We start from the raw sequence: 20,372 nt of genomic DNA, 5'->3' as shown, positions 1-20,372 counted from the left end.
CCGCGCTACTCGCGAGGCGCAAGTACCTCGATCACCTCGTACAACGCCTCCCGCGTCGCCGTGTAGGCGCTCGCCTCCCGACGACCCAACACCCCGACCACGGCTCCGTCTTCTACCGCGATCAACTGCTGCACGCGTGCGGATTCGGCGATCCGGAACGACTTCTGCAACACATCGGAATGCATCTCCGCCAACAAGATCCGACGATCCGCCACCACATCGTGCAAACGCGGATAGCGGGCGGCCAACGCGATGGTCTCGTAGCGGGCGGCCAAGGTCTCGATGGTGGTGTCGGGCCCCACGAAGACCTCCGCCAGCGCATCGGCGGTGGCGTGCCCGCCGCGACGTCGACGCGAGACGGCGTCGCGGCGGGCCGCAATACATTTCTCCTCACGGTGGCAGACCTCGGCCGCCGCCTCCGCCATCAGATCTTCGAGAGATCCGAAGTAGTAGGTCGTCGACGCCAACGGCAGCTGGGCCCTTTCGGCGACTGCCCGGTGACGAACCGCGTCGAACCCGCCTTCGAGCAGCAATTCACCAGCGGCCTCGATCAATCGGGACCGACGTCGCAGCCCCTTCGGGGTTGCCGCCGAAGTCATGAAAACATGCTGCCAAAGGGTTGGCTGCCGGGTGTTGCTTTGGCAAAAGCCGCTTCACGAACGGTGAATTCGGCGCTATCCCGGCAACGGAGGTGGCACCGTGCTGAGATCATCGAGGGATGGACGACGTCGCATTTCTGCATCAGGCCATCGATCTGGCGGCCGAGTCACGGGCCCACGGAAACCACCCCTTCGGCGCCCTGCTGGTGAACGCGGACGGTGAGGTCGTCTGCACCGCCCTCAACACCGTCGACACCGACAACGACCCGACCGGCCACGCCGAGACCAATCTTGTTCGGGTCGCGGGCAAGCGGTTCGATCCGGACATCCGCGCGACGCTGACGCTCTACACCAGCACCGAGCCGTGCGCGATGTGTGCGGGTGCCATCTATTGGGCCCGCATCCGCACGGTGGTGTTCGCGCTCGGCGAGGACGAACTGCGCGCGATGACCGGTGATGACGTCAAGAACCCGACCATGTCGCTGCCCTGCCGGGAGGTCTTCGCCCGCGGCCGACATCCGACCGCGGTGCGCGGACCATTCGACATCCTGGCAGCCCGCGAGGTACATGCCGGTTTCTGGCACTCCTGAGCGGTCAACGAAAGTAGTGGCCGGCGTCGATGTCGGCGATGAGCCCTGGGTGTTCGGGCTGCCATTGCAACAGCTGTTCGGTGCGCGCGGCAGATGTCGGATTATCCACGGGCACAAAGGCGGCGAGGAAGCCGAAACGAGCACTGGCATCGTCGGGCGCCACTCGACGGGTCGGGATATCCAGCCCACGTCCGATGGCAGCCGCGATGTCGCGGAACTCAACCCCCTCGTCGCCGACCGCGTGCAGCCGGGTGCCCGCGGGCGCCGACTCCACGGCGAGCCGGTAGAGGCGTGCGGCGTCGCGGGTGTGCACGGCCGGCCACCGATTGGTGCCGTCGGCCAAGTAGCCGGCGAACCCGTTGTCGCGGGCGAACCCGATCAGTGCGGGCACAAAACCGTGCCGATCGAGGTCGCTGTGAACCGAGGGCGGCAGCCGCACCACCGATGACCGCACACCCTGCTCGCCGAGGGCGATGATCTCGTTCTCGGTGTCGATCCGGTACCCACCGTCGCCGACGTCGCCTTCGGTGCCGGCACGGCCGCGGACACCCATGTGCGCCAGCATCGCGGTGCCGGAGGTACCCACCAACGACTTGCCGGTTCCGACCAGCGGCTCGGCCATCGCCCGGACCGCTGACAGATCGGCCTCGGCAGCCGCCGCGAGGTCGCCCACTTGCATCAGGTCGTGCCGAAAGGCCAGGTGGATGACGGCGTCGGCCTCGGCAGCGGTCGCGGACAGCACATCGAGGTCATCGAGTCCGCCGCGCCGCACCGCAGCGCCGAGCGCCTGCACGGATTCGGCCGCCTTGCCCGAACGTGCCAGCCCGACCACGGAATGGCCGGCGGCTACGAGCTCGGGGACCACCGCGGAACCGAGGTGGCCAGATGCGCCGGTGACGAAAACCTTCACGAGAGTCTCCTTGAAAATCGCGGAACCCGCCCTCGGGTCCATGGATTTGTGATGTCACAATCTGACATCACGAACGGTACGCCTGATGTCACGTTCTGTCATCACGTATCGTGTCGGCCGTGGGACGATGGCCGACAGGATCGCGGGAGCGCCTGCAGAACGCCGCGCTCCACCTCTTTGTCGAGCGGGGCTACGAGGCGACGTCGGTGGCCGACATCGCCGCCGCCGCCGGGGTCACCGAGCGCACGTTCTACCGCCAGTTCGGCGACAAGCGCGAAGTCCTCTTCGACAGTGGACACACCCTGGAACACGCCATCGTCGATGACCTGAACCGGCAACCGCCCGGCCGCCCGCCACTGGAATCCGTGGCCGCGACCTTGCACCGCGCCGCGGGCACATTCTTCGCCGACCGCATGCAGTTCGCGCGGACCCGACAACGCGTCATCGACGCGAATCCCGAACTGCGCGAACGTGAAGCGCTCAAGATGACCTCGCTTGTCGACGCCGTCGCCACCTCCCTGGAGAACCGCGACGTCGACGCCACGACCGCCCGACTGTCCGCCGAGATGGGTATCGCCGCATTCAAGGTCGCCTTCGCCGAGTGGGTGGCGGCCGACAACGTCGAAACACTCGACGCATTGCTGCACACGGCGGTGGCCCGATTGCGCAGCCTGGCCACCGACTGAAGGTGCTGCTCGTAAATTCTTTCGGGATTGCCTCGAACACCGAAGACGCCCGACGAATTCACAGACGGGACCACTAAGACTCCCAAACCGAACCGAGGGGCCATCCGAGTAGATGATCCCCCTTGCCTACTCATACCCCCTGGGGTATGGTCGCCTACGTTCCGATCAATACCCCCCTGGGTATATTCCCGGGCGTCTGGAGGCAACCTCGTGACAACAACGGCAGAAACAGATACCGAGGAGTCCCGGAAAACCGGGCCCCTCGGGCGATTGGGTGGCGCCACCGCCACACACCGACGCTGGGTCTTCGCGATCTGGGCGCTGCTCGTGATCGGCCTCGGCGCTTTCGCACCCTCGGTCTTCAACTCACTGGCCGGCGCCGGGTGGCAGGCCAATGGTTCGGAGTCGGTGGCCGTACGCGAACTCGCCGAGGAACACTTCGGCGGCAACTCGTCGGCGGCGGTCCAGGTAGTCGTCCACTCCGATGACCAGGACATCTCGAGTCAAGACATGCAGCGGGTCATCGGGCAGGTCACCGATGTCGCCACGACCGACGACCGCTTCGGCGCGGTCGTGCCGCCACAACCAGGCATGACCATCAGCCCGGACGGTCATACCGGTATCGTCCTGATCGGAGCCAACGGCACCACCGACGACATGGTGAAGGCTGTCGACGACCACAAAGACGAACTGACAGCGTTGTCCGGCAACGGAATCGACGTCTATCCGACAGGTGCGTCCGCCCTGTGGAGCGACTTCAACAAGGCCAACCACGACGCGATGATCAAGGCCGAGATGGTTTCCTGGCCGATCACACTCGCGATCATGGTGCTCGCCTTCGGTTCACTGGTCGCCGCCGGCCTGCCGCTGCTGCTCACCATCGCCGGCCTGGTCGCCTCTGCCGGCGGCCTGGTGCTGCTGAACATGATCACGCCAATCTCGGTGTGGGCCATGAACTTCGCGATGATGTTCGCGCTCGCCCTGGGCATCGACTACGCCCTGTTCATCGTCTCTCGCTTCCGCGCCGCGATGGCTCACCGCAAGGACAAGGTCGCGGCCACCGTCGAGACCATGGACACGGCCGGCAAGGCCGTGATGTTGTCCGGCCTGACGGTGTTGGTCAGCTTGTCGGCGGTGCTCCTGGTGCCCGCGCCCGCGGTCCGAACCATGGCGGTGGGCATCATGCTGGCCGTCGTGTTCGTGCTGGCGGCCACGATGACCTTGCTGCCCGCGGTGCTCGGCGCCATCGGTAACGGCGTCAACGCCGTCTCACTGCCGTGGGCCAAGCGCCAGCAGCATCGCTCGCCGGTGTTCGCCAGGTGGGGTGAACTGCTGCACCGCCACCCGTGGCCGTTCGCGGTCGGATCGCTGGCGATCCTGATCGTGTTGGCGTTGCCGGTGATCGGTATCAAGGTCGCCATGCCGTCGATCAGCGTCGTCCCCGAGGACGCACCGGTGCGCCAGGGCTACGAGGTCGTACAGGAAGCCATGGGCCCGGGTGCACCCGGTGCGCTGCAGATCATCGCACCCGAGGCTCAGGCCGCACAGACCGCCGAGGTTGCGTCCTCGACACCCGGCGTCGCGATGGTCACTCCCCCGCAACCGGACGCCGACGGCTCCGGCTACGTGATGCTGCAGGCCATCCCTGCGGTCGACCCCTCCGATGACCAGATGAACACGATCGTCACCGAGCTGCGCACTGCACTTCCGCCCGACGCCCTGGTCGGCGGCGCTCCCGCGGAGAACATTGATCTGCAACAAGCCCTGAATGACTGGTTCCCGATCGTGGTCGGGGTGATCCTCACGCTCGGTTTCCTGTTGCTGCTGATCGCGCTGCAGGCCCCGTTGATCGCACTCCTGGGCACCGTGGTGAGTCTGCTGTCGACCGCCGCCGCCTTCGGCGTCGCGCGGTTGATCTTCCAGGAAGGCTGGGGATCGGGGGTGCTCGGTTTCCAACCTCAGGGCTTCCTGAACGGCTGGGGCCCCGTGTTCTTCTTCGCCATGATCTTCGCGATCGCGATGGACTACACCGTGTTCCTACTCGCCACCGCCAAGGAGCACTATGAACGCTCCAAGGACCCCAAGGTGGCTCACGTGGACGGGCTCGCCCATTCCGGTCGGGTGATCTTCGCCGCCGCTGCGGTGATGGTCGCGGTGTTCTTCACTTTCGCCCTGGCAGATCCGCTGCCGCCGAAGGAGATGGGCATCATTCTGGGTGTCGCGGTCCTGCTCGACGCCACGCTGATTCGGTTGGTACTGCTGCCCGTGCTGCTGCGGATCACCGGCCACGGTGCCTGGTGGAGTCCGGCGTGGTTACGGCGAATCCTGCCCAAGGTGTCGTTCAGCCACTGAGGATCGCTCTCCCGATACCCCGAGGGGTATACACTGAGAGCGTCACTGAATGAAAGAAGGAACCTCATGGTAGGCGATCAAGAATCGATGACCGTGGTGCTCAACCGGTTGCGGCGGGCGCACGGCCAGCTCGCGGGCGTCATCTCGATGATCGAGCAGGGCCGCGACTGCAAGGACGTCGTCACCCAGCTCGCCGCGGTGTCTCGGGCTCTCGACCGGGCAGGATTCAAGATCGTCGCCACCGGATTGCGTCAGTGCATGTCCGGCGAGGAGGTCGAGAACGCCGAACCCATGACCGAAGAACAACTCGAGAAGCTGTTTCTGGCACTGGCCTGACCCACCGGGGGTCCGGGCGGTCGGACAGCATGAGAACACCCCCAACAGAAAGGATGAGAGCGATGCAACTCGGCTACACCGCGACATTGCAGACCACCTTCGACGACGCCGTGACTCGCACCCGCGAGGCCCTGTCCGAGCAGGGATTCGGCGTGCTGACCGAGATCGACGTGAAGGCCACGCTGAAGAAGAAGCTCGACGAGGACATGGAAAACTACCTGATCCTCGGCGCCTGCAATCCACCGCTGGCGCATCGCGCCCTCGACGTCGACCGGCAGATCGGGCTGCTGTTGCCCTGCAACGTCGTGGTCCGCGACGACACCGAGCACGACGGCACCGTGATCGTCGAGGCCATGAATCCCGACATCATGGTCCAGGTGACCGACGCCCCGGGCCTCCCCGACGTCGCGGCCGATGCCTCGACGAAGCTGCAGGCCGCCATGGACGCGCTGAAATCGGCATGAGGGGCGGAGACACAATGACCGACACCGACGTCAAGATCTACGGAGACCCAATCTGCCCGTTCACCTGGGTCACCTCGCGATGGCTCACCAGCGCCGCCGAGCACAGCGACGTCCGCGTGACCTGGCGTCTGATGAGCCTCGCCGTACTGAACGAGGACCAGGACGCCGACGACGCCCAGGCCGCGCGCCTACAGACATCGCGCCGCATCGGACGCCTGGTGGCCGCGGCAACGGGGACCGAGGACTTCGGCGAGCTGTACACCGCTCTCGGCCGACGACTGCATGCCGAGGGCAACGAGCTGACCGACGAACTGGCCCGCGAGGCGCTCAGCGAGTGCGGGCTGGAACCGTCACTGGTCTCCGCCATGGACGACGAGAGCTGGGATGACGCGGTACGTGCGGCACACCAACGCAGCCAGGATGCACTCGGCGACTCTGGTGGCAGTCCGATCACCGTCGTTAACGGTCGCGCCTTCTTCGGCCCGGTACTCACCGAGATCCCGGCACCTGAGGAAGCGGTACGCCTCTTCGGCGGGTTCACCGCACTGGCTTCGTCACCGGCCTTCGCGCAGGTGGAGCGACCGAAGTCCGGCCCACCGAACATGCACGAAACGCCGGCCTGACATGTGCCATCCCACCCGTTGCCCCCAATGCGGCAAGACCACGTGGGCCGGCTGCGGCAGCCACGTCGACGCTGTGCGGCGGATGGTGCCCGCGAATAAGTGGTGCCCGGGGCACGCCGATGCCAGAAAGCGTGGCTTCTTCCGGCGCGGCTGACCGTCACGACGACACCAGTACGCTGTGGAGTCGATGCCCCGCGAACCACGTTTCCCGATCGCAGCTGACCCGTTCACCCACAGCGGTGGACGGGTCAGCCGGCGTTCGGTCCTCGTCGGCGGTCTGGGTGCGGCGATGATCGGTGGATTGTCCGCCTGCGCCCACGACGAGCAACCCGACATCGACCCGCCGCGTCTGGGCGCGCACGCCGCCGACGACGAACTACCCCCCGAGCAGAGTCCGGCGGAGATCCCCAGCGAGGGTCCGGCGCTGATCACCGGCAGTTTTCGATCGGCCAAGATGGGCGGCCGCGAGACACGCTGGGCGGTCGCACGCCCGGACGGCGTCACCGGGCGACTGCCGGTCGTGGTGGTACTGCACGCGCTGAACACCAACGAGCAATCGATCTTCTCCGAGAAGCAGCAGATGCAGAACGTGCTGCAACGCTACGTCGACGACGGCGGTGTGCCGTTCGCGTTGGCGTCGGCCGACGTCGGGCGCAACTACTACCACCGGCGCACCGATGGCGCCGACGGTGCCGCGATGATCCTGGACGAGTTCCTACCAATGCTCGAGGCCGACGAGGCGCTGAACCTGTCCACCGAGCGAATCGGCCTGTTCGGCTGGTCGATGGGTGGCTACGGCGCGCTCCGGCTCGGCGCGCTGGTCGGGCCACCCAAGGTCGCCGCGGTGTCGGTGAGTTCCCCTGCGCTGTGGGCAGATCCACGCAACTTCCCACCCCGCGCCTTCGATTCGGCCGCCGATTATCGAGTCAACTCGCTGTTCGGGCAGCAATCCGCGTTCGCCAGGATCCCGCTGCTGATCTGCATCGGGTCGTCGGACCAGTTCTTCACCTACACCCGACAGTGGGCCGCCGACCTCCACCCGCCCGCCGCATTCGGCACTTCCGCAGGTGGGCACACCAACCGCTACTGGCGCAGCGTGTTACCCGATCACGTGGAGTTCCTCGGCCGCAGTCTCGCACGATGAGCGTCCTCGGCCGCCACGTCCCGCCCTCCTGTCCGAACGGCCAGTGCCGCGCCTGACCAACTCGGTTGCAACGTTGTCTCAATAGTGTCAGGGATCACGTTTGTCAGTCAGTGTTGTTCACATCATGAACCGGTGCGCAGAAGGAGGCCGACCGTGGCAACCGAGGACCCAAGGCATCCGCATCACCTCACCGGTGGTGTCGACACCCACTCCGAGTCACAGAGCTATCTCGCAAAACGCCAACTACAGGGCGGCAGCGCCGGCTGGCTGCTGCTGGCCGGACTCGGCGTCAGCTACGTGATCTCCGGTGACTACTCCGGCTGGAACTTCGGACTCGGCGAGGGCGGATTCGGCGGCCTCGCCATCGCCGCCGTCATCATCGCGGCGATGTATCTGTGCCTGGTTCTGGGCATGGCGGAATTGTCCTCCGCCCTCCCGGCAGCCGGCGGCGGCTACACCTTCGCCCGGCGCGCCCTCGGCCCGTGGGGCGGATTCGCCACCGGCACAGCCATCTTGATCGAGTATTCGATCGCCCCGGCCGCCATCGCCACGTTCATCGGCGCCTACGTCGACTCGCTCAACCTGTTCGGCATCGTCGACGGGTGGTGGATCTACCTCGCCGTGTACGCGATCTTCATCGGTATCCATCTCTCCGGAGTCGGCGAGGCGCTGAAGGTGATGTTCGTGATCACCGCCATCGCCCTGGTCGGTCTGGTCGTCTTCGCGATCGCCGCAATCGGGCATTTCGACGCCGGAAATCTCACCGACATCGCGGCCACCGACGCGGCCGGCTCATCGTCGTTCCTGCCGTTCGGCTACCTGGGAATCTGGTCGGCCATCCCGTTCGCGATCTGGTTCTTCCTGGCCATCGAAGGGGTCCCCCTGGCCGCCGAGGAGACCTCCAACCCGGAACGGAATGTCCCGCGCGGCATCATCGCCGCCATCGGCGTCCTGTTGATCACCTGCGTGACGGTACTGGTGCTGACCACCGGTGCCGGTGGTGCGGGCCCGATGTCGGAGTCCGGCAATCCGCTGGTCGAGGCGTTGGGCGATTCCGGGATGGCCAAGGTGGTCAACTACATCGGCCTGGCGGGCCTGATCGCGAGCTTCTTCTCGATCATCTACGCCTACTCACGACAGTTGTTCGCCCTGTCACGCGCCGGTTACCTCCCGACGATCCTGTCGGTCACCAACCGACGCAAGGCTCCGACACTGGCGCTGATCGTGCCCGGCGTCATCGGGTTCTTGCTGTCCCTGACCGGCGAAGGTGACCTGCTACTCAACATGGCGGTATTCGGCGCCGCCTCGAGCTACGTGCTGATCATGGTGAGCCACATCGTTCTTCGTCGTCGCGAGCCCGATATGAAGCGCCCCTACCGCACACCGGGCGGCGTGGTGACCACCGGATTCGCCTTGGTGATCGCGGTCATCGCCGTGATCGCGACGTTCCTCGTCGATGTGGTGGCCGCGCTGTGCTGCCTCGGCGTGTTCGCACTTTTCATGTTGTACTTCGCTGTGTACAGCCGTCATCGGCTCGTCGCGAACTCGCCGGACGAGGAGTTCGCTGCCCTGGCGCAAGCGGAGGAGGAGCTGCGGTGAAGTTCAGCCAGACCATCTCGGGGACGACATATGAGTTCGATGGCCTTGTCGACCTCATGGCCAAGGCGACGCCCCGACGATCCGGTGATGAACTCGCCGGATGTGCCGCAGAGTCGGATGCCGAACGGGCCGCCGCGGCCTGGCAACTCGCCGATCTGCCGCTCACCACATTCCTCGACGAGCAGGTCGTTCCGTACGAGTCCGACGAGGTCACCCGCCTGATCATCGACTCCCACGACCGCGAGGCGTTCAGAGTCATCTCCCATCTCACCGTCGGCGGACTGCGCGACTGGTTTCTCGAGACCGCTGCCCGCGACGACAGCGCCGCCCGGATCGCCTCTGTCGCCAGGGGTTTGACGCCCGAGATGGTGGCGGCCACGTCGAAGATCATGCGCAACCAAGATCTGATCCTGGTGGCCTCGGCCGCGACGGTGACCGCAGCCTTCCGCACCACCATCGGACTGCCCGGGACCATCGCGACCCGACTGCAGCCCAATCACCCCACCGACGACCCGCGCGGAATCGCGGCGGCCACGCTCGACGGGCTGCTGATGGGGTGCGGTGACGCGGTGATCGGGATCAACCCGGCCACCGATTCCCCCCACGCCACGTCCGATCTGCTGCATCTGCTCGACGACATCCGGCAGCGATTCGCCATTCCCATGCAGTCGTGTGTGCTGTCGCACGTCACCACCACCGTCGACCTCATCGAACAGGGGGCGCCGGTCGACCTCGTCTTCCAGTCGATCGCCGGCACCGAGGGCGCCAACCGCAGTTTCGGCGTCGACATCGCGCTGCTGCGTGAGGCCAACGAAGCGGGACGCTCGCTGCGTCGTGGCACCGTCGGGAACAACGTCATGTACCTCGAGACCGGGCAGGGGTCGGCGCTGTCGGCCGACGCCCACGTCGGGACCGGCGGCAAACCCGTCGATCAGCAGACCCTCGAGACCCGCGCCTATGCCGTCGCCCGCGACATCGAACCCCTGCTGATCAACACGGTCGTCGGATTCATCGGCCCCGAATACCTCTACGACGGCAAACAGATCATCCGGGCCGGACTCGAAGATCACTTCTGCGGCAAGATCCTCGGACTCCCGATGGGCGTCGACGTCTGCTACACCAATCACGCCGAAGCCGATCAGGACGACATGGACACCCTGCTGACCCTGCTGGGCGTGGCCGGAGCCGCGTTCGTCATCGCCGTGCCCGGCGCTGACGACGTCATGCTCGGGTACCAGAGCCTGTCATTTCACGACGCGCTGTACGTGCGTCAGGCACTCTCGCTACGCCCCGCCCCCGAGTTCGAGACGTGGCTGGCCGGCCTCGGAATGGCTGACGACGACGGACGGATCCTGCCCGTCGATCTGGCCGGCTCGCCCCTGCGATCCCTCACTGCGGCTCGATGACCGGCGCACACCGCCCCGCCGAGGACATCTGGTCCGAGCTGCGGCGCACCACACAGGCCCGCATCGGTCTGGGACGAGCCGGCAACTCGATGCCGTCGCGTCGGGTGCTCGAATTCCAGGCGGCGCATGCCGCCGCACGCGACGCCGTGCACGATCCGCTTGACCTCGACGACCTCCGAAAGCAACTCGCCGACCTCGACATCGCGCCCGCGCTGGCAGTCGAGAGCCAAGCGCATTCCCGCAGCGAGTACCTGCGCCGCCCCGATCTGGGTCGCCGACCTGCCGACGTCGCCCATCTCCCCGACACGGGCGCCGACATCGCCATCGTGCTGGCCGACGGACTGTCGCCACGCGCACTCACCGATCACGGGTCGGGGCTGCTGGCGGCGCTATTGGCGAGACTCGGCTCGCGGTTCACCCTCGCGCCGCCAGTCATCGCCACCCAGGCCCGCGTGGCACTCGGCGACCACATCGGGCAGGCGCTCGGGGCGCAGACGGTGATCATGATCATCGGAGAACGCCCCGGACTGTCTGTCGCCGACAGCCTCGGCATCTACCTGACCCACCGACCGCGAGTGGGCCTCAACGACGCCGACCGCAACTGCATCTCCAACATCCATCCGCCCGACGGACTCGACTACGACACCGCTGCCGCCATCACCGCCGCCCTCGTCGACGGCGCCCGCAAGCTCGGTCGGTCCGGCGTCGCACTCAAGGACACCTCGCGCGCCGAACTCCCCGACAGCGCCCGCGAAGTGTTGGATCAGTCGTGACGAGACGGTCACTCCGCCGGTCCGAGGACGTCAGAGACTGATGCGCCCCTCTAGTGCGGCCTGACCGATGTCCGTGCGGTGATGCGATCCGGGCAGTTTGACCGCCGCTATGCGGTCGTAGGCCTGTGCGCGCGCCTCGGCGAGGTCGACGCCGGTCCCGACGACCGAGAGCACCCGTCCGCCGGCCGAGACCACCGCACCGTCGTCGGACCGCGCGGTGCCGGCGTGGAGGACACCCTCGCCCTCGGCACCACCGATGACGTCACCGGTGCGCGGCTTGCCCGGATAGTTCTCTGCAGCCACCACCACGGTGACCGCGGCACCGTCCGCCCATTCCAGCGGCGCCAGCTCACCGAGCGTCCCGGTGGCAGTCGCGTTGAGTGCTTGCCCCAGAGGCGATTTCAGCAACGCCAGTACCGCTTGAGTCTCCGGGTCGCCGAAGCGGCAGTTGAACTCGACGACGGCCGGCCCGTCTTTGCCGATGGCCAGGCCGGCATAGAGCAGACCCGAGAACGGGGTGCCGCGCTTGGCCATCTCGGCCGCGACCGGCTTGACCACCTCGTCGACGATCTGCTGGGTCACCTCGGCGGGCAGCCACGGCAGCGGTGTGTAGGCACCCATGCCTCCGGTATTGGGGCCGGCGTCGCCGTCGCCGACGCGTTTGTGATCCTGCGCGGGGATCAGCGGCACCACGTCCTCGCCGTCGACCAGCGAGAACAACGACACCTCGGGTCCGTCGAGGTAGCTCTCCAACAGCACCGGGTGACCGTTCTCCAGCAATTCGGCCGCGTGGTCGCGTGCGGCCGAACGATCCTCGGTGACCACCACACCCTTGCCGGCGGCCAACCCGTCGTCCTTGACCACCCAGGTGGGTCCGAAACGGTCCAGGGCGGCGTCGAGTTTGGCCGGGTTGTCGACGATCTCACTGTGTGCGGTACGCACGCCGGCCGATGCCATCACGTCCTTGGCGAACGCCTTGGATCCTTCGATACGTGCGGCGTCGGCGCTGGGTCCGAATGTGGCGAAGCCGGCGGCGCGCAGGGCGTCGGCGACGCCTGCCACCAGCGGCACCTCGGGTCCGATGACCACCAGATCCGCCTCGACGCCCTTGGCCAGCGCGACGACGGCATCGGCGGAGACGATGTCGACCGGATGATTGGTCGCGATCGCCGAAGTGCCGGCATTCCCGGGCCCGGCGTGCAGTTCGGTGACCGAGGGGTCCTTTGACAGTCCGATGAGCAGGGCATGTTCGCGGCCGCCCGAGCCGATCACGAGTACGCGCACGCAGATGACTCTAGTGGGTCTTCGGTGCACCGCCTCTCCTCCGGTTCGTTCGTACCCGGGTTTGTGGTCCTCCGCCCGCCGTTTCCGGACGGGTAACCGACACCGGGCGGAGGAACCGGCTCACTCAGTTGGCGCCGTCAAGTCGTACACCGTGGTGCCGTCGACGGTTTCGGCGGTGAAGTTGTCGGCCACCCACTGGGCGATCTGCGCCGAGGGTTGCGACTCATCCGACATGCCGAACCCGCGGCCACCACCGAGGAAGTAGTGGATCTGCCCATCGGAGACCAACTTCTGGAACTGCTCCAGCGTCGGCGATGGGTCGGTCCCGTTGAAGCCGCCGATCGGCATCACCGAGTACCCGGACTCGAGTTGGTATCCCGACGCCTCGTTGGATCCGACCGCCGCACCCACCCAGGTGTAGCTGTCGGCGTCGGTGCGCAGCATCGCGACGAGTTCGGCGCTCGGTGTCGAGCCGTTGAGCAGCCCGCCCGGTCCGCCGGTGCCCGCCTCAGGGCCCATCATGCCGGGACCCGCCATGCCGGGGAATCCACCGTCGGCGGGCATGGCCGGACCGGCACCGTTCGCACCGGCGTTTCCGCCCGGCGTCATCCAGGGCGCACCGGCCGCACCACCGCGCGCACCGTCGCGTCCCCCACCACCCCGGCCGCCGGGTCCACCCCCGCCGGGGCCGAATTCGCCCTCGACACGGGGGCCCGCACTGATGATCGACCCTTGTTTGGGTGTGGCGATGGTGTCAACCGTGTAGGCGATCGGCCCGGCCAACCCAGCAGCCAGTGCGGTGATCGCCGCGACCGCCGACAGGTAGGTCCGATGTGCCAACAGCATCACGACACCGCTGACCAGCCCGACGAGCAGCACCATCCACCTCAGCCACGGCACGAAGTCCGGTGACCGGTTCAGCAGTACGAAACCCCAGATCGCGGCGATCCAGACGGCCGCGGCGAGCACGATGCGCACCCACAGCCGATCCCGCTGCGACCAGCACACCGCTGCCCCACCAGCCACTACCGCGGCGACCGCAGGTGCCAGCGCCGCGGTGTAGTAGCTGTGGAAGATACCGGCCATGAAGCTGAAGACCGCCATCGTCACCAGCAGCCACAGTCCCCACACCGCGAGGTAGGCGCGGCGTGCGTCGGTGCGTCGGGCCTTGCCGATCAGTACCAGCGCAGCGATCCCCAGCACGATGCCGGTAGGGATCAGCCAGGCGATCTGACCACCCTGCGCCGGTTCGAACATGCGCAGCCAGCCGGTCTGCCCCCACATCCCGCCACCGCCGCCGGGTCCACCACCGGGTGGCCCGCCCGCACCGACGTAACCGGCGGGTCCGCCCATCGCTCCGGTGTAGCCACCGCCCCGACCACCAGGGACGACGCTGCCGGTCTCGTTGCCGTTGAGTCGACCGAAACCGTTGTAGCCCAGCGTGAGTTCCAGGATCGAGTTGTTCTGCGAGCCACCGATCCAGGGGCGCGACGACGCCGGCCACAGTTCGACGGCGAGAATCCACCAACCGGCGCTGACGATCATCGCTCCCAACGCGGCGAACAGGTGCCCGATGCGCTTGACCCAGGTGTGTTGGCCGAAGGCCAGGTAGGTGATCGCCAGCGGCGGCACGATGAGCATCACCTGCAGTTGCTTGGTGAGGAAACCGAAACCGACGAAGACACCGGTCAGGACCATCCAGCGCAGTCTGCCGTCCTCGACCGCCTTCAGCGTCGCCCACACCGCCGCGATCATCAGCAGCAGGAGCAGGGCCTCGGGGTTGTCGAAGCGGAACATCATCGCAGCGACCGGCGTGACCGCCAGCACCAGGCCGGCGAGGATGCCCGGCCAGTGGCCGAAGTATTTCTTGGTGATCAGGTAGAGCAACGCCACCGACGCCACACCCATCAGCACCTCGGGCACCAGGATCGACCACGAGTTGAGTCCGAAGATACGCACCGAGATCCCCGGAATCCACAGCGAGGCAGGCGGTTTGTCGACGGTGATGGAGTTGGCCATGTCCGACGACCCGAAGAACCACGCCTTCCACGACTCCGATCCGGCCTGGATGGCCGCCGAGTAGAAGGAGTTGGCCCAGCCGTTGGCGGAAAGATTCGCGAGATACGCGATCGCGGTGCCGAGCAGCAACGCGACCAGTGACAGACGCTGCCACACAGGGGCGTTCCGCCCGGACGCGGGTGCGTCGGGCGGAACGGGTGCGGCGGAGTGTGCGTCGACAACGGCGGTCATTCGGCGGCGCCTTCCATCGCGCCGGCCGGGCCGGCGACGTCACGGGCATTGTTGTGGCTGCGGAACACCCAGCGCAGGCCGACGAATCGGGTCAGCGTGGCAACGAGGTTGGCCACCACCAGTACCACCAGTTCGACATGCTTGGACGCCTCGGGCGCGGCCCCGTGCAGGATGACCAGCGAACCGGCGGTCACTGCCCAGCCGAACAGGAACACACCGAGTCCGAAGAATTGGTGCCGCATCATCCCCGCACGCCCCTGCACGCCGAAGCTGAAGCGCCGGTTGGCGGCGGTATTGAGGACGGCGGTGATCGCGAGTGCAGCGAAGTTGGAGACCTGAGCGCCGAGGAAGGCGTGCAGCATCAGGTACAGAACGGCATACGCGATGGTCGAGGCGATGCCGATCACGCAGAACCGGGCGAGTTGGCCGACCAATCCGAACGGGACGCCGTCGATGTCGGGGCCGGGCCCTCGGCCGCGGCCGAGGGCGGCACGCAGTTCGGCGATGGGCAACCGGCCCGTCGTCAAGGCGTAGCCGACGCGGGCGCAGCCTTTCAGGTCGGCGACCGCAGTGGAGACGATGTCGACGGTGCTGTCGGGGTCGTCGACCCAGTCGACGGGCACCTCGGCGATCCGCAGGCCGATCCGCTCGGCCAGCACCAGCAGCTCGGTGTCGAAGAACCAACCGGTGTCCTCGACATAGGGCAGCACCTGCCGGGCGATATCGGTGCGCATGGCCTTGAAACCGCACTGCGCGTCGGAGAACTTGGCGCGCATCGTCGTTTTGAGGATGAGGTTGTACGAGCGGGAGATGAATTCGCGCTTCGGTCCGCGCACCACCCGTGACGACCGCGACAGCCGGGTGCCGATCGCGATGTCGGAGTGCCCGGAGATCAACGGCGCGATCAGCGGCATCAACGCGTTGAGGTCGGTCGACAGGTCGACGTCGCAGTAGGCGACGATCTGCGCGTCGCTGGCCCGCCACACCGCGTTGAGCGCGCGTCCTCGACCCTTCTGGTCGAGATGCACCACCCGCAGACCGTCGATCTCGCCGGCGAGTTCGGCGGCGATGGCCAAAGTGGAATCGGTGCTGGCATTGTCGGCGACGGTGATCCGGGACGGGTACGGCACGTTGACCCGTAGATGGTCGCGCAGCCGCCGCACCGCTCCGGCGACATCGGTCTGCTCGTTGTACACGGGGACGACGATGTCGAGGACGGGCGCGGGTGTCGAACTGTCGGCCACCGTCACCACGCGCTCGCCTGTCGTCGGAAGGGCTTCTGCTGTCATGTGTACGAGGATCGGATGCCTAACTTCGCCCACTCTGCGCTGAAGCTGTCAGGTTCCTGTGAGGGCCTGACGTCTGTGGACAACGGATCGAGTCGACCATCGGGTGTCGGTCACGACCGATAGGTTGGCGTCATGAACTCCCCCACATCCCTGCGCCCTGACCAGCAGACGGCCGCCGACCGGGTGATCGAGAGTCTCGCCGGGCCGGGTGCACGCCTACGCGACGATCAGCTCACGGCGGTGGCAGCGCTGCTGGAGCCGTCGGCGCGCGTGCTGGTGGTCCAGGCCACCGGGTGGGGTAAGTCAGCGGTGTACTGGTCGGCGACGGCGATCCTGCGCAGCGCGTCTGCCGGGCCCACCCTGATCGTCTCGCCCTTGCTGTCGTTGATGCGTGATCAGGTCGCTGCGGCCGAGCGGGCCGGGCTACGGGCGGCGACCCTGAATTCGTCGAATGTCGACGAGTGGTCGATGATCGAGGCACAGCTGCGCGGCGGGGATCTCGATGTGCTGCTGGTGTCCCCGGAGCGTTTGGCCAATCCCGGGTTCGGCCGGCGTGTGCTCGACGCGCTCACCGGTCAGCTCGGGCTGTTGGTGATCGACGAGGCCCACGCGATCTCGGACTGGGGTCACGATTTTCGACCCGATTACCGTCGCGTCTCCGACGTGCTGCAGACACTGAACCCGCAGACGCCGGTGCTGGCGACCACCGCAACCGCCAACGCCCGGGTCACCGAGGACGTGGCCGCCCAACTCGGCTCGCACACCCTGGTGCTGCGGGGCGCACTGGCACGACGATCGTTGCACCTCAACGTGATCGATGCGCTCTCGCCGATCCAACGCTACGGCTGGGTCGCCGAGTACCTTCCGCAGCTGCCGGGGTCGGGCATCGTCTACGTCCTCACCGTCGCCGATGCGGACCGCCTGGTCGACGCCATCACCGCTGTGCACGGCACCGAGTATCCGGTCGCGGCCTACACCGGCCAGCTCGACGCGCAGCGGCGGCACGAGCTGGAGGATGCGTTGTTGCGCAACGAGGTCAAGGCACTGGTGGCCACCTCGGCCCTGGGCATGGGCTACGACAAACCCGACCTCGGTTTCGTGGTGCACGTGGGCGCACCACCGTCACCGGTCTCCTACTACCAGCAGGTCGGTCGTGCCGGGCGCGCACTCGACGAGGCGGTGGTGATGTTGCTGGCATCACGCACCGATGACGCCATCTGGGATCATTTCGCCACCGCGACCATCCCCGAACCCGACAAGATGCACGCACTGCTCGATGCCCTGAACTCAGCGGACGGCCCAATGTCGGTTCCCCAACTCGAGGCATCCACCGGATTCCGCAGGGGCCGAGTGGAACTGATGCTCAAGCAACTGGCCGTCGACGGCGCCACCGACCGGGGGCCCGACGGATGGCAGGCGACCGGGGTCGAATGGACCTACGACCAGGCACACTACGACGGCGTCATCGAGGTGCGCCGTCGCGAGGCCGACATCATGCGCTCCTATGTAGCCGGGCGGCAATGCCTCATGCAGCTGCTCACGTCGTCGCTCGACGACCCCGAGGCACAGCCGTGCGGGCGCTGCTCGGTGTGCCGCGGCCGGTTGACCGAACCATTGTCGGCCGACGTGCCCACCGAGACGGTGCGGACGATCACCGGCGCACTACGTCGTTCGGCTTTGCGGCTCGAGCCACGCAAGATGTGGCCGGGCGGCGTGTTCGGCACGCGCGGACGCATTCCGGCCACGCTCGCGGCGGAGACCGGACGAGTGCTGGCGCATGCCGATGCCCCGGAGTGGACCGAGTTGCTGGCCGGAGCACGTCGAGGTGACGACGCCGCGCTGAGCGATCTCGGCGACGCGGCAGTCGCGACTCTCGCGGCCTGGGTGCGCGAAGGCGGCGTTCGTCCGGATGTGATCGCGTCGCTGCGGCTGACCGGTACCACGCTCGCCGAGCAAGTCACCGAGTATCTGTGTCGGGTGGGCAAGCGTCCGGGCCTCTCGATCCCGGTACGGATGGGCGAACCCCCGGGTCGCGACGCGACCGGCGCCACCGAGGCCGTCTACTGGCGCGATCACCTCGGTGACATGCCCGACGTCGCCGGTCAGAACGTGCTCCTCGTGGTCGACGAGAACGCGTCGGGCTGGCCGATCACACTGGCCGCCGCCGCGCTGCGCGAGGCCGGCGCCGCCACAGTGTCGCCGCTGCTCATCCACCGCACGGTCTGACCCGGATCCGTAGTACGAACCGTGCAGAAATCGCCGGTTCATACTACGAAATCGGGGGTCAGGCGTCGGCGACGTACTCGCCGTAGCCGGTGGAGCGCAGGGCTGCGCGGATCTTGGCGGCCGCGTCGTCGAGTTCGGCGGGGTCGGGATCCTTTTGCGCATTGCCCAGGTCGAAGGCGTCCATGCTCTCCAGCGGGAACACGTGGATGTGCACGTGCGGCACCTCCAGCCCCGCGATCATCGTGCCCACCCGGGACGCCCCGAAGGCTTCTTTCACCGCCCGGCCCACCTTCTGCGAGACGTCGGTGAGGTGGGTGTAGGAGGCGGTGTCCATCTGTTCCCAGTGGTCTACCTCTTTGCGGGGCACGACGAGCACATGTCCGGGCGTCACCGGGTTGATGGTGAGGAAGGCGACGGCCTGGCCGTCACGCCACACGAACCGTCCGGGCAGTTCTCCGTTGATTATCATGGTGAAGACGGAAGCCATGGGGATCACTGTAGCTGCGAGCCCGGTGCCGCCCGACGTGTTGTCGGCGACCTGTCGGAGGTCCATGACATTCTTTTCGTGTGAGTCGACCAGAGTTCACCCGCGGCGGACCGTCCCGGGTCCACACCGTTGCCTCGACCGACGTGGTCGAGCACGCCCAGCGGTTCCCGCGGTTGCGGTACATGGGTTCGAAGTTTCGGCTCCTACCGCACCTGGAACGCACCTTCGCAGAGATCGGCGGCAGCACCGCCGTCGACGCGTTCTCCGGTTCGGGCGTCGTGTCGTACCTGTTGAAGGCGCAGGGTTTTCAGGTGCTGAGCAACGACTTCCTCACCTTCCCGCACATCATCACCCGGGCCACGGTCGCCAACTCCAGCGTGCGACTGGAGTCGGACCTCATCGACGAGATCTGTGGTCCGCCCGCCGACGATCGGGATTTCATCCAGACCACCTTCGACGGCCTGTACTTCGACGCTGAGGACCGCGCATTCCTGGACTCGGCCTGGTCACACATCGACCGGTTGCGCGGTTACCGCCGCGACCTGGCCATTTCGGCGCTTGTGTTGTCGGCGGCCCGTAAACAACCGCGTGGGGTGTTCACCTTCACCGATTCGTCGCGCTATGCCGACGGCCGCCGTGACCTGCGGATGTCGTTGCGCGACCATTTCCGCACGCGGTCGGCCGCCGAGTACAACGCCACCGTGTTCAGCAACGGGCGGTCCAACCGCAGCGTGAGCAGCGACATCTTCGATCTCGATCTGTCGGCGCTCGACGCCCCACCGGACCTCGTCTATCTCGATCCGCCGTACGCGCCGCCGACCGACGACAACGATTACATCAAGCGCTACCACTTCCTCGAAGGCCTCAGCGCGTATTGGCAGGGTATGACGATCATGGAGCACACCAAGACCAAGAAGCTCACCAAGCGCTACACACCGTTTGCTTACAAGCATTCGATCGAGGACGCACTGGTGCGCACCTTCGAGCATTTCGAACAGGCCGGGGCGATCGTGCTCTCCTACTCGTCCAACGCGCTGCCCGGCGCCGACCGGATCGTCGATCTGCTGGGTAAGGTCAAGCCGTCCGTGGAGGTGATCGCGATCGACCACAAGTACAGTTTCGGCACGCACGTCGCCGCCACCCGGCGGGACGTGAGTGAGTACCTTTTCATCGGTCGCGACTGAGCGGTGATGACGTTCTCGGTAGCTGCATCTGGTCTCGATACGCCCGCTCGTTCCTCGCGGGCTACTCGACCAGCAGAAACCACGCCCGCTCGTTCCTCGCGGGCTACTCGACCAGCGAAGAAAGCCACCTCCATCGGTGGTCGAGTAGCGAGCGAGCCCCCCAGGGCGAG

The 20,372-nt window shown here is 66.9% G+C and carries 19 protein-coding genes; 13 read left to right on the top strand and 6 right to left on the bottom strand.

Features of this window, described 5'->3' with window-relative positions; all coding sequences use genetic code 11:
- Positions 1 to 5 precede the first annotated feature (5 nt).
- On the bottom strand, positions 6 to 599 hold the full coding sequence (locus OSB52_RS04555; protein WP_266060406.1) for a TetR/AcrR family transcriptional regulator: 594 nt from the start codon (positions 597 to 599) through the stop codon (positions 6 to 8).
- A 119-nt stretch (positions 600 to 718) separates the two neighbouring features.
- On the opposite strand from OSB52_RS04555, the gene OSB52_RS04550 reads away from it, so the two are divergent.
- A complete protein-coding gene (locus tag OSB52_RS04550; RefSeq protein ID WP_235724001.1) occupies positions 719 to 1,189 on the top strand; it encodes a nucleoside deaminase in 471 nt (156 codons plus the stop codon).
- Between the two features lie 4 nt (positions 1,190 to 1,193).
- On the opposite strand, the gene OSB52_RS04545 is transcribed toward OSB52_RS04550, so the two are convergent.
- Complete coding sequence (locus OSB52_RS04545; protein WP_266060404.1) at positions 1,194 to 2,099, bottom strand: SDR family oxidoreductase; 906 nt, start codon at positions 2,097 to 2,099, stop codon at positions 1,194 to 1,196.
- A gap of 119 nt (positions 2,100 to 2,218) precedes the next feature.
- Here OSB52_RS04545 and OSB52_RS04540 point away from each other — a divergent pair, with 119 nt between their 5' ends.
- From OSB52_RS04540 to eutC, 10 genes are all read left to right on the top strand, one after another.
- Entirely contained in the window at positions 2,219 to 2,785 is a 567-nt protein-coding gene (locus OSB52_RS04540; protein ID WP_266060403.1) for a TetR/AcrR family transcriptional regulator, read from the top strand.
- Between the two features lie 210 nt (positions 2,786 to 2,995).
- Positions 2,996 to 5,137, top strand: a complete 2,142-nt coding sequence (locus tag OSB52_RS04535; protein WP_266060402.1) for an MMPL family transporter — start codon at positions 2,996 to 2,998, stop codon at positions 5,135 to 5,137.
- A 66-nt stretch (positions 5,138 to 5,203) separates the two neighbouring features.
- Positions 5,204 to 5,473 carry a metal-sensitive transcriptional regulator gene (locus OSB52_RS04530; protein WP_235723997.1) on the top strand — a complete coding sequence of 90 codons (270 nt, stop codon included), beginning with the start codon at positions 5,204 to 5,206 and terminating at the stop codon, positions 5,471 to 5,473.
- A gap of 62 nt (positions 5,474 to 5,535) precedes the next feature.
- Positions 5,536 to 5,937 (top strand): DUF302 domain-containing protein, encoded by a 402-nt coding sequence (locus tag OSB52_RS04525; RefSeq protein WP_235723996.1) that lies wholly within the window; start codon positions 5,536 to 5,538, stop codon positions 5,935 to 5,937.
- 14 nt (positions 5,938 to 5,951) lie between these two features.
- Positions 5,952 to 6,560, top strand: a complete 609-nt coding sequence (locus OSB52_RS04520) for a mycothiol-dependent nitroreductase Rv2466c family protein (protein ID WP_235723995.1) — start codon at positions 5,952 to 5,954, stop codon at positions 6,558 to 6,560.
- 1 nt (position 6,561) lies between these two features.
- Positions 6,562 to 6,714: a DUF8730 family Cys-rich protein gene (locus OSB52_RS25240; RefSeq protein WP_494516548.1), complete on the top strand. Its 153-nt coding sequence runs from the start codon at positions 6,562 to 6,564 to the stop codon at positions 6,712 to 6,714.
- A 33-nt stretch (positions 6,715 to 6,747) separates the two neighbouring features.
- Complete coding sequence (locus OSB52_RS04515) at positions 6,748 to 7,704, top strand: alpha/beta hydrolase (RefSeq protein WP_266060398.1); 957 nt, start codon at positions 6,748 to 6,750, stop codon at positions 7,702 to 7,704.
- A gap of 153 nt (positions 7,705 to 7,857) precedes the next feature.
- Complete coding sequence (eat, locus tag OSB52_RS04510) at positions 7,858 to 9,303, top strand: ethanolamine permease (RefSeq protein ID WP_266060396.1); 1,446 nt, start codon at positions 7,858 to 7,860, stop codon at positions 9,301 to 9,303.
- Complete coding sequence (locus OSB52_RS04505; RefSeq protein WP_266060394.1) at positions 9,300 to 10,709, top strand: ethanolamine ammonia-lyase subunit EutB; 1,410 nt, start codon at positions 9,300 to 9,302, stop codon at positions 10,707 to 10,709. Before eat ends, OSB52_RS04505 begins: the two co-directional genes overlap by 4 nt.
- Positions 10,706 to 11,482 (top strand): ethanolamine ammonia-lyase subunit EutC, encoded by a 777-nt coding sequence (eutC, locus tag OSB52_RS04500; protein WP_235723991.1) that lies wholly within the window; start codon positions 10,706 to 10,708, stop codon positions 11,480 to 11,482. Before OSB52_RS04505 ends, eutC begins: the two co-directional genes overlap by 4 nt.
- A 30-nt stretch (positions 11,483 to 11,512) precedes the next feature.
- Here eutC and purD read toward each other — a convergent pair whose 3' ends face one another.
- From purD to OSB52_RS04485, 3 genes are all read right to left on the bottom strand, one after another.
- Complete coding sequence (gene purD / locus OSB52_RS04495; protein ID WP_266060393.1) at positions 11,513 to 12,766, bottom strand: phosphoribosylamine--glycine ligase; 1,254 nt, start codon at positions 12,764 to 12,766, stop codon at positions 11,513 to 11,515.
- A 120-nt stretch (positions 12,767 to 12,886) separates the two neighbouring features.
- Entirely contained in the window at positions 12,887 to 15,016 is a 2,130-nt protein-coding gene (locus OSB52_RS04490) for an ArnT family glycosyltransferase (RefSeq protein WP_266060391.1), read from the bottom strand.
- Positions 15,013 to 16,305 (bottom strand): bifunctional glycosyltransferase family 2/GtrA family protein, encoded by a 1,293-nt coding sequence (locus tag OSB52_RS04485; protein WP_266060390.1) that lies wholly within the window; start codon positions 16,303 to 16,305, stop codon positions 15,013 to 15,015. Before OSB52_RS04485 ends, OSB52_RS04490 begins: the two co-directional genes overlap by 4 nt.
- Before the next feature lie 132 nt (positions 16,306 to 16,437).
- On the opposite strand from OSB52_RS04485, the gene OSB52_RS04480 reads away from it, so the two are divergent.
- Positions 16,438 to 18,531: a RecQ family ATP-dependent DNA helicase gene (locus tag OSB52_RS04480; RefSeq protein WP_266060388.1), complete on the top strand. Its 2,094-nt coding sequence runs from the start codon at positions 16,438 to 16,440 to the stop codon at positions 18,529 to 18,531.
- Between the two features lie 58 nt (positions 18,532 to 18,589).
- On the opposite strand, the gene OSB52_RS04475 is transcribed toward OSB52_RS04480, so the two are convergent.
- The gene (locus OSB52_RS04475) at positions 18,590 to 19,018 is read right to left on the bottom strand and encodes an HIT family protein (RefSeq protein WP_235723986.1); all 429 of its coding nucleotides are present in this window, start codon (positions 19,016 to 19,018) and stop codon (positions 18,590 to 18,592) included.
- Positions 19,019 to 19,098: 80 nt separating this feature from the next.
- On the opposite strand from OSB52_RS04475, the gene OSB52_RS04470 reads away from it, so the two are divergent.
- Entirely contained in the window at positions 19,099 to 20,202 is a 1,104-nt protein-coding gene (locus OSB52_RS04470; RefSeq protein ID WP_442903640.1) for a DNA adenine methylase, read from the top strand.
- Positions 20,203 to 20,372: the final 170 nt, after the last annotated feature.

The organism is Gordonia aquimaris (assembly GCF_026262595.1).
Classification (GTDB): domain Bacteria; phylum Actinomycetota; class Actinomycetes; order Mycobacteriales; family Mycobacteriaceae; genus Gordonia; species Gordonia tangerina.
This window is presented reverse-complemented; position numbering and strand designations above follow the sequence as displayed.

What these genes read in the sequence shown, in the direction of transcription:
- OSB52_RS04555 (WP_266060406.1), bottom strand. Translation starts at nt 599, where the DNA reads ATGACTTCGGCGGCAACCCCGAAGGGGCTGCGACGTCGGTCCCGATTG.
- OSB52_RS04550 (WP_235724001.1), top strand. Translation starts at nt 719, where the DNA reads ATGGACGACGTCGCATTTCTGCATCAGGCCATCGATCTGGCGGCCGAG.
- OSB52_RS04530 (WP_235723997.1), top strand. Translation starts at nt 5,204, where the DNA reads ATGGTAGGCGATCAAGAATCGATGACCGTGGTGCTCAACCGGTTGCGG.
- OSB52_RS04525 (WP_235723996.1), top strand. Translation starts at nt 5,536, where the DNA reads ATGCAACTCGGCTACACCGCGACATTGCAGACCACCTTCGACGACGCC.
- OSB52_RS04520 (WP_235723995.1), top strand. Translation starts at nt 5,952, where the DNA reads ATGACCGACACCGACGTCAAGATCTACGGAGACCCAATCTGCCCGTTC.
- OSB52_RS25240 (WP_494516548.1), top strand. Translation starts at nt 6,562, where the DNA reads ATGTGCCATCCCACCCGTTGCCCCCAATGCGGCAAGACCACGTGGGCC.
- OSB52_RS04515 (WP_266060398.1), top strand. Translation starts at nt 6,748, where the DNA reads ATGCCCCGCGAACCACGTTTCCCGATCGCAGCTGACCCGTTCACCCAC.
- eutC (WP_235723991.1), top strand. Translation starts at nt 10,706, where the DNA reads ATGACCGGCGCACACCGCCCCGCCGAGGACATCTGGTCCGAGCTGCGG.
- OSB52_RS04490 (WP_266060391.1), bottom strand. Translation starts at nt 15,016, where the DNA reads ATGACCGCCGTTGTCGACGCACACTCCGCCGCACCCGTTCCGCCCGAC.
- OSB52_RS04485 (WP_266060390.1), bottom strand. Translation starts at nt 16,305, where the DNA reads ATGACAGCAGAAGCCCTTCCGACGACAGGCGAGCGCGTGGTGACGGTG.
- OSB52_RS04480 (WP_266060388.1), top strand. Translation starts at nt 16,438, where the DNA reads ATGAACTCCCCCACATCCCTGCGCCCTGACCAGCAGACGGCCGCCGAC.
- OSB52_RS04475 (WP_235723986.1), bottom strand. Translation starts at nt 19,018, where the DNA reads ATGGCTTCCGTCTTCACCATGATAATCAACGGAGAACTGCCCGGACGG.